The organism is Bradyrhizobium sp. SHOUNA76 (assembly GCF_023006445.1).
Classification (GTDB): domain Bacteria; phylum Pseudomonadota; class Alphaproteobacteria; order Rhizobiales; family Xanthobacteraceae; genus Bradyrhizobium.
This window is the reverse complement of record NZ_JALBHA010000213.1, coordinates 1-9,710: the sequence shown is the minus strand read 5'-3', so window position 1 is coordinate 9,710 and position 9,710 is coordinate 1. Positions and strand designations below refer to the sequence as shown.

The 9,710-nt window shown below is 65.1% G+C and carries 13 protein-coding genes and 1 pseudogene; 11 read left to right on the top strand and 3 right to left on the bottom strand.

Translation table 11 applies throughout. The annotated features are described in order from the left end of the window. The 7 genes from MOV74_RS21175 to adhP all read left to right on the top strand — a co-directional run. Positions 1 to 686 (top strand): VWA domain-containing protein (locus MOV74_RS21175; protein ID WP_246926295.1); only part of this gene is annotated, 686 nt, incomplete at its 5' end. Positions 687 to 696: 10 nt separating this feature from the next. Further along, positions 697 to 1,020 carry an XdhC family protein gene (locus MOV74_RS21170; RefSeq protein WP_007602422.1) on the top strand — a complete coding sequence of 108 codons (324 nt, stop codon included), beginning with the start codon at positions 697 to 699 and terminating at the stop codon, positions 1,018 to 1,020. 2 nt (positions 1,021 to 1,022) lie between these two features. Continuing rightward, complete coding sequence (locus tag MOV74_RS21165; protein ID WP_246926293.1) at positions 1,023 to 1,724, top strand: XdhC family protein; 702 nt, start codon at positions 1,023 to 1,025, stop codon at positions 1,722 to 1,724. Next, the gene (locus MOV74_RS21160; protein WP_246926291.1) at positions 1,721 to 3,325 is read left to right on the top strand and encodes an NTP transferase domain-containing protein; all 1,605 of its coding nucleotides are present in this window, start codon (positions 1,721 to 1,723) and stop codon (positions 3,323 to 3,325) included. The genes MOV74_RS21165 and MOV74_RS21160 overlap by 4 nt, the downstream gene beginning before the upstream one ends. Before the next feature lie 207 nt (positions 3,326 to 3,532). Beyond that, positions 3,533 to 3,922: a DUF4189 domain-containing protein gene (locus tag MOV74_RS21155; protein ID WP_246926289.1), complete on the top strand. Its 390-nt coding sequence runs from the start codon at positions 3,533 to 3,535 to the stop codon at positions 3,920 to 3,922. A 65-nt stretch (positions 3,923 to 3,987) separates the two neighbouring features. Then, a complete protein-coding gene (locus MOV74_RS21150) occupies positions 3,988 to 4,398 on the top strand; it encodes a DUF2000 family protein (RefSeq protein ID WP_246926287.1) in 411 nt (136 codons plus the stop codon). A 138-nt stretch (positions 4,399 to 4,536) separates the two neighbouring features. After that, on the top strand, positions 4,537 to 5,562 hold the full coding sequence (gene adhP / locus MOV74_RS21145; protein ID WP_246926284.1) for an alcohol dehydrogenase AdhP: 1,026 nt from the start codon (positions 4,537 to 4,539) through the stop codon (positions 5,560 to 5,562). Positions 5,563 to 5,566: 4 nt separating this feature from the next. Here the strand turns inward: adhP and MOV74_RS21140 are convergent, their stop codons facing one another. Genes MOV74_RS21140 through MOV74_RS21130 form a run of 3 tightly spaced genes read right to left on the bottom strand, consistent with a single transcriptional unit; the run spans position 5,567 to position 6,787 of the window. Further along, the gene (locus tag MOV74_RS21140; RefSeq protein WP_246926282.1) at positions 5,567 to 5,980 is read right to left on the bottom strand and encodes a GFA family protein; all 414 of its coding nucleotides are present in this window, start codon (positions 5,978 to 5,980) and stop codon (positions 5,567 to 5,569) included. A gap of 10 nt (positions 5,981 to 5,990) precedes the next feature. Continuing rightward, the gene (locus tag MOV74_RS21135; protein WP_246926280.1) at positions 5,991 to 6,455 is read right to left on the bottom strand and encodes an SRPBCC domain-containing protein; all 465 of its coding nucleotides are present in this window, start codon (positions 6,453 to 6,455) and stop codon (positions 5,991 to 5,993) included. Continuing rightward, on the bottom strand, positions 6,452 to 6,787 hold the full coding sequence (locus MOV74_RS21130) for a helix-turn-helix transcriptional regulator (protein WP_246926279.1): 336 nt from the start codon (positions 6,785 to 6,787) through the stop codon (positions 6,452 to 6,454). Before MOV74_RS21130 ends, MOV74_RS21135 begins: the two co-directional genes overlap by 4 nt. A 114-nt stretch (positions 6,788 to 6,901) precedes the next feature. Between MOV74_RS21130 and MOV74_RS21125 the strand changes: the two genes are divergently transcribed. From MOV74_RS21125 to MOV74_RS21110, 4 genes and pseudogenes are all read left to right on the top strand, one after another. After that, the gene (locus MOV74_RS21125; RefSeq protein ID WP_246926277.1) at positions 6,902 to 7,588 is read left to right on the top strand and encodes a TetR/AcrR family transcriptional regulator; all 687 of its coding nucleotides are present in this window, start codon (positions 6,902 to 6,904) and stop codon (positions 7,586 to 7,588) included. Continuing rightward, a complete protein-coding gene (locus tag MOV74_RS21120) occupies positions 7,585 to 8,373 on the top strand; it encodes an HlyD family secretion protein (protein WP_246926275.1) in 789 nt (262 codons plus the stop codon). Before MOV74_RS21125 ends, MOV74_RS21120 begins: the two co-directional genes overlap by 4 nt. Further along, entirely contained in the window at positions 8,370 to 9,302 is a 933-nt protein-coding gene (locus tag MOV74_RS21115; protein ID WP_246926274.1) for an ABC transporter ATP-binding protein, read from the top strand. Before MOV74_RS21120 ends, MOV74_RS21115 begins: the two co-directional genes overlap by 4 nt. Then, positions 9,299 to 9,710, top strand: a pseudogene (locus tag MOV74_RS21110) (ABC transporter permease); the annotation flags it as partial. The gene MOV74_RS21115 and the pseudogene MOV74_RS21110, both read left to right, overlap by 4 nt.

The window sequence follows — 9,710 nt, the reverse complement described above, 5'->3', positions numbered from 1 at the left end:
CGCGCCGGCACCGACCCGATCCGCGCGGGCTTCGCCTCGACCTGCGCCGCACGCTGCGCGCATCGCTTCGCACCGGCGGCGACATCATCGACATCCATCGGCTCGGACGGATCGAGAAGCCGGCGCCGATCGTGGCGTTGCTCGATATCTCGGGCTCGATGAGCGAGTACACCCGCCTGTTCCTGCATTTCCTCCATGCCATCGGCGATGCGCGCAAGCGTGTCTCGGTGTTCCTGTTCGGCACCCGTCTCACCAACGTCACCCGCGCGCTGCGTCAGCGCGATCCCGACGAGGCGCTGGCGAGCTGCTCGGCCTCCGTCGAGGACTGGGCCGGTGGCACGCGGATCTCGGCCTCGCTGCACAATTTCAACAAATTGTGGGCGCGGCGCGTGCTGAGCCAGGGCGCCATCGTGCTGCTGATCTCGGACGGGCTGGAACGGGAGGCCGATTCCAGGCTTGCCTTCGAGATGGACCGGCTGCACCGCTCCTGCCGTCGGCTGATCTGGCTCAACCCGCTATTGCGGTTCGGCGGCTTCGAGGCCAAGGCGCAGGGCATCAAAATGATGCTCCCGCACGTTGACGAATTCCGCCCGGTACATAATTTGAGTTCGATCCAGGAGCTGATCACGACGCTCTCCCGGCCGCTGCCGCCGCATCACCGCAGCCTGATCCGCTCCGCAGCTTGAGAGGCACCCCATGCTCGATCGCGACGAGGATATCCTGAAGGCGGCGGAGGACTGGCAGAAGGCCGGCCGTGGCGTCGCGCTGGCGACGGTGGTGGAGACCTGGGGCTCGGCGCCGCGCCCGGCGGGCTCGAGCCTCGTCATCAACGACGAGGGCACGTTCCTGGGCTCGGTCTCCGGCGGCTGCGTCGAGGGCGCCGTGGTCACCGAGGCCATGGATGTGATCCAGAGCGGCAAGCCGCGCATGCTTGAGTTCGGCGTGGCGGATGAGACCGCCTGGAATGTTGGGCTGTCCTGCGGCGGCACCATCCGAGTCTTCGTCGAGAAGGTCGGCTAGCCGTGAAGCTCGAGATCCTGCACGAACTCAATGCCGAGCGGGCCGCGCGCCGGCCGGTGATCCTGGTGACGGACACCGAGAGCGGCGAGCAGCGCCTCGTGAAGGCTGCGGCTTTTTCCAAGGATCCGCTGCGTGCCGAGCTTGAGAAGCAGCTTCGGATGGGCAAGAGCGCCAGTGTCGAAGTTGGCGGCAAGAAGCTGTTCCTCAACGTCTACGCCCCGACCGCAAAGCTCGTCATCGTCGGCGCTGTCCATATCAGCCAGGCCTTGGCGCCGCTGGCGCGCTCGCTCGGCTACGACGTCACCGTGGTCGATCCGCGCACGGCGTTCGCCAGCCCCGAGCGCTTTCCCGACGTTCCGCTGGTCGCCGAATGGCCGGATACCGCGCTGCCGCCGCTCAATGTCGATGCCTACACGGCTTTCGTCGCGGTGACGCACGATCCGAAGATCGACGACCCCGCGCTGCTGCACGCCTTCGAGCGCAATTGCTTCTATATCGGCGCGCTCGGGTCCCGGAAAACGCACGCCAAGCGCGGCGACCGGCTGCGGGAGCAGGGTGCGAAGGAGAGCGACATCGCGCGCATCCACGCGCCCATCGGGCTTGCGATCGGCGCGGTCTCTCCGTCCGAGATCGCGGTGTCGATCATGGCCGAGATCACCGCGGTGCTCCGCCTGCCTCCCAAAGAAAAAGAAGAAGCGGCATGAAATTTGGCCCGGCGAGTCCCAGGGATGCGATCGGTGGAGTGACCGTCCACACCCTGCGCCAGGGACCGCTGGTGCTGAAGAAGGGCACGACGATCGGCCCCGCCGAGGTCGAGGCTCTCGAGCGTGCCGGCATCAAGGACGTCGTCGTGGTGCGTATGGAGGCGGGCGACGTCTCCGAGGACGTTGCGGCCGCCGGCATCGCGCTTGCCGTCGGCGGCGAGGGCATCCATGTCGAGCGCGCCTTCACCGGCCGCGCCAATCTGTTCGCCTCGCGCCCGGGCGTGCTGGTGATCGACCGCGCCGCGGTCGACCGCATCAACAATATCGATGAGGCCATCACCTTTGCGACGCTCTCGGCCTACAAGCCGGTGGTCGAGGGCGAGATGGTCGGCACCGTCAAGATCATCCCGTTTGGCGTCGAAGGCAATTTACGCGATGCCGCAGTGAAGGCGGCGGGCAAGGACGTGTTGAAGATCGCGCCTTACGTGATCCAGCGCGTCGGCGTGGTCTCAACCCTGCTGCCGGGCCTGTCCTCCAAGGTGATCGACAAGACGCTGCGGGTCACGGCCGAGCGGCTCGCGCCAGCCGGCGCCAGCGTCATTGCCGAACGTCGGGTCCAGCACGACGAACAGGCGCTGTCGGCGGCGATCAAGGAATTGCTAGCGCTCGGCGCCGAGCTTGTCATCGTGTTCGGAGCGTCTGCGATTGCCGATCGCCGCGACGTCATCCCGGCAGCCGTCACCGGCATCGGCGGCGAGATCGAGCATTTCGGCATGCCGGTCGATCCCGGCAATCTGCTGCTGATTGCCCGCGCCGGCAATGTGCCGGTGCTGGGCGCGCCGGGCTGTGCGCGCTCGCCGGTCGAGAACGGCTTTGACTGGGTCTTGATGCGGCTGCTCGCCGGCATCAAGGTGACGCGTTCCGAGCTGATGGGCATGGGCGTCGGCGGCCTCCTGATGGAGATCGTCACGCGGCCGCAGCCGCGGGCCAAGCCCGAGACCGAAGGTAACAGCCAGGTCGCCGCCATCGTGCTCGCGGCGGGACGCTCGACCCGGATGGGTGGGCCGAACAAGCTGCTCGCAGAACTCGATGGCAAGAAGCTGGTGCGCCTTGCCGCCGAGCAGGCGCTGGCTTCGAAGGCGTCCGAGGTGATCGTCGTCACCGGCCATCAGGCCGAGTTGGTCGAGCAGGCCCTGCAAGGCTTGAAGGTGAAGTTCGTCCGCAATCCCGATTTTGCCGGCGGCATCGCAAGCTCGGTCAAGGCCGGAATCGCCGCCGTGCCTGAAGCTTGCGACGGAGCCGTTGTCTGCCTCGGGGACATGCCACTGATCGATGCCGGCCTGATCGACCGCCTCATCGACGGCTTTGCGCCGGACCGCGGCAACCTCATCGTCGTGCCCGTCAGCGAAGGCCGCCGCGGCAATCCCGTGCTGTGGTCGCGCCGCTTCTTCAAGGAGTTGATGACGCTCGACGGCGATATCGGCGCGCGGCATCTGATCGCGAAGCACACGGAGGCCGTGGCCGAAGTGCCGGTGGACGGCGAGAGCGCCTTCCTCGACATCGACACGCCTCAGGCGCTGGAAGCGGCAAGACGAGGATGACGGTGCGGTAAATAACGGTGCCGTAGGGTGGGCAAAGGCGCATAGCGCCGTGCCCACCATCTCTCGATCGCGACTACGATTCGGGCACGCTTCGCTTTGCCCACCCTACGCCCCTCCCAATCATCCGATTTCAACCACCCGTTCACCATCTGGAAACGACCCGCGCTTACAGTCGCCTCCACCTGCCTTGGGGGGAGGGGATTTTCCATGGCTTCGAACGTCGTCGCGCGCCGTTGCGCGATGTTTTTCTTTGCGTTGTCGGTTTGTGTTTCCGGCGCCCGCTACGTCACCGACGCCCACGCCGCGGGTGCCATCGCGGTTGGCAAGTGCGGCGCCTATGGTCAGGCTTTTGATTACGGCGCCGAGCACGAGGCGCGTGCAGCGGCGCAGAAGCAATGCAAGGGCGATTGCACCACGGTAACGATGAAGCGCGCCTGCGCTGCGATGTCGGTCGATCTCGCCAATCCTTGCGGCGCCTATGGCTACGCCGTCAAGCCGAAGATCTCGGCTTCCCTCAATGCCGCCACGCGTGAGTGCTACAAATACGGCGGCAAGGAATGCGTGATCCGCGCCTGGGCCTGCGACGCGAAAGGCTAATTCCTCTTGCTGTCAGTCCGCACCGATGCGTAGCATCTCGTCAGGAATGACAGTCGAGGAATTGCATGCAGTTCGACACCAAGATCGCAGTCGTGATCCGCACCGATCTTCAGGCCTGGCAGAAGCTCAACATCGCGTCCTTTCTCACCAGCGGCATCGCCGCGGCTTTTCCCGAATGCATCGGCGAAGCCTATGAGGACGCCTCGGGCACGAAATATCATGCGCTGATCGGTCAGCCGATCCTGATCTATGGCGCCGACGGTCCGGCGTTGTCGCGCGCGCTGGACCGTGCGCTCGCGCGCAACGTCAAGCCGGCGGTCTATACCGAGGACATGTTCAGCACCACGCACGACGCCGCCAATCGCGAGGCGGTGAGGGCAGTAACGCGCACGGACCTCAATCTCGTCGGCATCGCCATGCGCGCCGAGCGCAAGGTGATAGACAAGGTTATCGACGGCCTCAAGTTCCACAGCTGACACGTCGACCTTCCGCGCGGCGTCATTGTGGTGTCATGATGAGGGCTGGCTTGCGCAAATTTTGTGCTGTTTGACCCCCATCAAAGGGGCGCGGGGCGACGTCGCTATTCTGCTTCACAAATGCAGAGGAGCAGACAGATGCCGAGCATGAAAGCCGCAATCGTCAAGCAATTCGGCAAGCCACTGGTGATCGAGGACGTGCCGGTGCCGCAGCCCGGTCCCGGCGAGGTTCTGGTCAAGGTCAAGGCCTGCGGCGTCTGCCACACCGATCTGCACGCCGCGTCAGGCGACTGGCCGGTGAAACCAGTTCCGCCTTTCATTCCCGGCCACGAGGTCGCTGGCACTGTCGCCGCACTCGGGCCTGGCGTGAAGAATCTAAAGGTCGGCGATGCCGTCGGCGTCGCCTGGCTGCACGATGCCTGCATGTCCTGCGAATATTGCGAGACCGGCTGGGAAACGCTGTGCGAGCACCAGCACAACACCGGCTACAGCGTCAACGGCGGCTTCGCCGAATATGTCATCGCTTCCGCCGCCTTTGCCGCAAAGCTGCCAGCGGCGGTCGATTTCGCCGCCATCGCGCCGATCCTGTGCGCCGGCGTCACCACCTACAAGGGGTTGAAGGAGACCGAGGCTCGGCCCGGCGAATGGGTGGTGATCTCAGGCGTTGGCGGGCTCGGCCATGTCGCGATCCAATACGCCAAGGCGATGGGGCTCAAGGTCGTGGCCGTCGACATCGCCGAGGACAAGCTGGAGCTGGCGCGCGAGGCCGGCGCCGATCTCGCGATCAACGCCCTCGTGGCCGGCGCGGTAGACAAGGTTCTTGCGGCAACCGGCGGCGGGGCTCACGGCGTGCTGGTGACGGCGGTCTCGACCGCTGCGTTCGCCCAGGCGCTGAAGATGGTGCGCCGGAAGGGCACCGTCAGTCTCGTCGGCCTGCCGCCGGGCGAATTCCCGACGCCGATCTTCGACGTCGTGCTCAAGCGCATCACGGTGCGCGGCTCGATCGTTGGTACGAGGCGCGATCTCGACGAGGCCGTCGCATTCGCTGCCGACGGCAAGGTCAAGGCCGAAGTGACGAAGGTGCCGCTCGCGCAAATCAACGAGGTCTTCGACCGGATGAAGGCCGGCAAGATCGATGGCCGCATGGTGCTGGATTTCGGCTAGCGTTTCATCCAGGGGGCATGCCTTCGAACTTCGTCAGGCTGGGGTCGATCTGATCCCAGTCATGACCGCGCGCGGCGAAGGTGACGGCCTGCGGCTTGTAGCGGGCGGGCTCGTCGAGGCTCGCAGCGCGGATGGTGAAGACGTCGGGCTGCGCTGCGAAGGTCATGTACACAGGCACGCCGCATTGCGTGCAGAAGCCGCGCGTCTTCACGTTGCCGCTGTCGGCGACCATGTCCCAATGCTTCGCCTCGCCGGTTAGCGTGACGCCGGCCCGCGCGAACGTCGCGTACGAGCCATGCGCGCTGCCGCTTTCGCGTTGGCAGTCCCGGCACTGGCAGTGATTGCTGAACAGGGGCTCGCCGACAATCGAATAGCGGATCGCGCCGCAGGCGCAGCCGCCGGTATAGGGCTTGTCCATTGCGGCCTCCTTATTTGTCTTCGCCGGAGATGGCATCGAGCCGCTGCAACACCTTGACCCAACCGTCGCTCATGTTGCGATAAGCCGTGTCGTTCGTCGGCGTCACGAAGCCGGAGTGCACCACGCGCACGCGCGTTCCTGCTTCGACCGGCGTGAGCGACCAGGTGACGACGGTGTCGAGCGCTGAACCGTAACCGGTATTGCTCTCGTCACCCCCCTTCCAAGCGTAGGCGAAGCGCTGGTTCGGAACGACCTCCAGAACGCGGCAATGGATCGTGCCGTCCCACGCGCCGGCGGGATTGGTCTTGAACGTGAAGGCGTTGCCTTCGACCGCTTCGAAGCCGGTCGGCGGCATCAGCCAGCGCGCAATGAGTTGGGCGTTGGTCAGCGCCTTCCAGATCGTCGCGACGGCGTGAGGGAAGACCTCGTCGAGGACGATGTCTTGAGTTTGGACTTTGGAAGCAACTGCACTCACGGATCGATCTCCTTCAAGAGGTCACGCAGGTTTTCGAAACGCTCGCGCCAGAACACGCCGTAATGGTCCATCCAGGTGACCAGGGGCTCGAGCCCTTGCGGCGCGGCGCGGTAATAGACATTGCGGCCCTCGGCACGCTCGGCGACGAGGCCCGCCTGCTTCAGGGATTTCAGGTGCTGCGAGATCGCGCCCTGGGTGACGCCGCTACCGCGGGTGAGCTCGGCGACGCTGATCTCCTTGCTCTCGAAGACGCGCTCGAACACGGCGCGCCGGGTCGGGTCGGCGAGGGCGCGCATCACGGTGGTGATGGGATTTGGGGCGGCATCAATCATGGTTATTCGATTAGCGAATACTAATGCATTAGTCAATGCTAATCATTTAGCAGGGTGCATCTACGTCAGCGCGGCTGGCTTGACTATGACTGACTAGTCAGTCATAAATTCCGGATGAAAAGGAAGCCGACCAGAGTCGCCAAGCCGTCTGCAGAAGGCGGGGGCGATGCCTCCGCAGCCCCCGGAGAGGTGCCTGTGTCGAACCGGGCTACGCGCGCGCAGGAGCGGCGGGCGGCGATCGTGGAGGCGGCGATGGAGGAATTCATCGCCCGCGGCTTTGCCGCAACGCGCCTCGACGACATCGCCAAACGTGCCGGTGTCGCCAAGGGCACGATCTACCTGCACTTCAAGGACAAGGAATCGATGTTCGAGGAGCTGGTGCGCATCGTGATCGTGCCGGTCGTGGCGCGGCTGACCGCGCTGCCGCCGCCGACGGGCTCTGTGCGCGACCTCATCGAGGCCTTTGCCAGCAACTTCCTGAAAGAGGTCATCGGAACCAGGCGCGGCGATCTGGTTCGCCTGATCGTGGCGGAGGGGCCGCGCTTTCCAGCCGTCGCCGACTTCTACTACCGCGAAGTGGTCTCGCGCGGTATCGCCGCCATGCGCGGGCTGATCGAGCTCGGCATCGCCCGCGGCGAGATCCGCCAAAAGGACCTCGCGCGCTATCCGCAGATCCTGGTCGCGCCCGCGATGATCGCGGTGATCTGGCAGAGCCTGTTTGCGCGGCATGCGCCGCTCGACGCGCAGGAGATGCTGCGCGTCCATCTCGATTTGATTTTTGGCGAACGGAGGACGACATGAGGTCGTCGCAAGCAATTTTCAGATTGGCATTGGTCGTTGCGCTCGCAACCGGCCTTGCCGGGTGCAAGGAGAAGCGCGATCCTGGCTTCCAGGGCTGGGTCGAGGCCGACATGATCTTCGTCAGCCCGGACGAAGCCGGCCGGGTGACGAAGCTCAATGTCCGCGAGGGCGACGAGGTCAAGGTAGGCGATCACCTCTACTCCGTCGACGACGATCTCCAGCTTGCCGATCTCAACCAGAACAAGGCGACGCTCGCCAACGCACAGCAGACCTATGATCGGGCGGCCTCGCTGAACAAGACCGGCTCGGGCACGCAAGCCAATCTCGATTCCGCGGTGTCATCCTTGCGCGTCGCGGAGGCGCGGCTGGCGACCTCGGAGACGCGGATGGCGCGGCGCAAGGGGTTTGCGCCTGTTGCCGGCACCATCCAGCAGATCTACTTCCGCGAGGGCGAGATGGTGGCGGCGCAACGGCCGGTGCTGTCGATCATGCCGCCCGGCAACATGAAGCTGCGCTTCTTCGTGCCGGAGACCGCGCTGCCGAAGCTCGCGATCGGCGATACGGTGCGTATCTCTTGCGACAATTGCGCGGCCGACCTCACCGCAAAGATCTACTTCATTGCGACCTCGGCCGAATACACCCCGCCTGTCATCTACAGCCTCGATGAGCGCAACAAGCTGGTCTATTTGGTCCAGGCGCGGCCATCGCGGCCCGACGCGCTGCGGGTCGGACAGCCGATCGACGTCTATCTCAATCCCAAAACCCCGGTGGCGGACAAGCGATGAGCGGCGGCAACGGCATCGCGATCGACGTCAAGGGCCTGACCAAGTCGTTCGGGGGCCGCGAGGTCGTGCACGATCTCTCGATGCAGGTGAAGCGCGGTTCGATTTACGGCTTCCTCGGGCCCAACGGCTCGGGCAAGACCACGACCATCCGCATCCTCTGTGGGCTGCTCACGCCGGACAGTGGCGAGGGCACCTGCCTCGGCTACGACATCCGGCGCGATGCCGAAAAGATCAAGCGCCAGGTCGGCTATATGACCCAGCGCTTCAGCCTGTACCAGGATCTCTCCGTGCGCGAGAACCTCGAATTCGTGGCGCGGCTCTATGGTCTGGCCGATGCGCGAGGTGCCGCGCGCGGCATGATCAAGCGGCTCGGGCTCTCCGGGCGCGAGGAGCAGCTTGCGGGCGAGCTCTCCGGCGGCTGGAAGCAGCGACTGGCGCTCGGAGCCTGCACGCTGCCCAATCCGCAACTCCTGCTGCTCGACGAGCCCACCGCCGGCGTCGATCCCAAGGCGCGGCGCGACTTCTGGAATGAGATCCACGCGCTCGCCGCCGAGGGCCTCACCGTGCTGGTCTCGACTCATTACATGGACGAAGCCGAGCGCTGCCACGAGATCGCCTACATCGCGTACGGCCATCTGCTGACGCACGGCACGGTGGAGGAGGTGATCGCCAAATCTGCGCTCACGACCTACACTGTGACGGGCGAGGATCTGAACGAGCTCGCGGCCGAGCTTACCGGCAAGTCCGGGATCGACATGGTGGCGCCGTTCGGCACCTCGCTGCACGTGTCCGGCCGCGACGCCACGGCGCTCGAAGCCAGCATCGCGCCTTGGCGCGAAAAGAGCGGTCTGCATTGGCAGAAGTCGTCGCCATCGCTGGAAGACGTGTTCATCGAGCTGATGGGTCGCTCCAGGGACAATTTCCAATGAGTGCTGTGGATCATCCCGCACCACGCCACGAAATCCGGGAACGCTTCGGCTTCCTGCGGCGCTCTTATGCGATGCTGGTCAAGGAGTTCATCCAGCTCAAGCGAGATCGCGTGTCCTTCGCGATGATCGTGATGCTGCCGGTGATGCAGCTCATGCTGTTCGGCTATGCCATCAACACCACGCCGCACCATCTGCCGAGCGCCGTGTTGCTCCAGGAGGACTCTGATCTTGCCCGTTCGGTCCTGAAAGCTCTCGAGAATACGGCCTATTTCCGCTTCCTCTATGAGGTGCACGACGTCGACGATTTCGACAACCTGCTGAAATCCGGCAAGGTGCTATTCGGCGTCGAGATCCCGCGCGGCTTCGAGCGCGCGGTGCGGCGCGGCGACAGGCCGGCGCTGCTGGTGG

Coding starts and splice junctions, on each gene's coding strand:
- MOV74_RS21150 (WP_246926287.1), top strand. CDS start 3,988: ATGCAGTTCGACACCAAGATCGCAGTCGTGATCCGCACCGATCTTCAG.
- MOV74_RS21125 (WP_246926277.1), top strand. CDS start 6,902: ATGAAAAGGAAGCCGACCAGAGTCGCCAAGCCGTCTGCAGAAGGCGGG.
- MOV74_RS21130 (WP_246926279.1), bottom strand. CDS start 6,787: ATGATTGATGCCGCCCCAAATCCCATCACCACCGTGATGCGCGCCCTC.
- adhP (WP_246926284.1), top strand. CDS start 4,537: ATGCCGAGCATGAAAGCCGCAATCGTCAAGCAATTCGGCAAGCCACTG.
- MOV74_RS21120 (WP_246926275.1), top strand. CDS start 7,585: ATGAGGTCGTCGCAAGCAATTTTCAGATTGGCATTGGTCGTTGCGCTC.
- MOV74_RS21140 (WP_246926282.1), bottom strand. CDS start 5,980: ATGGACAAGCCCTATACCGGCGGCTGCGCCTGCGGCGCGATCCGCTAT.
- MOV74_RS21170 (WP_007602422.1), top strand. CDS start 697: ATGCTCGATCGCGACGAGGATATCCTGAAGGCGGCGGAGGACTGGCAG.
- MOV74_RS21155 (WP_246926289.1), top strand. CDS start 3,533: ATGGCTTCGAACGTCGTCGCGCGCCGTTGCGCGATGTTTTTCTTTGCG.
- MOV74_RS21160 (WP_246926291.1), top strand. CDS start 1,721: ATGAAATTTGGCCCGGCGAGTCCCAGGGATGCGATCGGTGGAGTGACC.
- MOV74_RS21115 (WP_246926274.1), top strand. CDS start 8,370: ATGAGCGGCGGCAACGGCATCGCGATCGACGTCAAGGGCCTGACCAAG.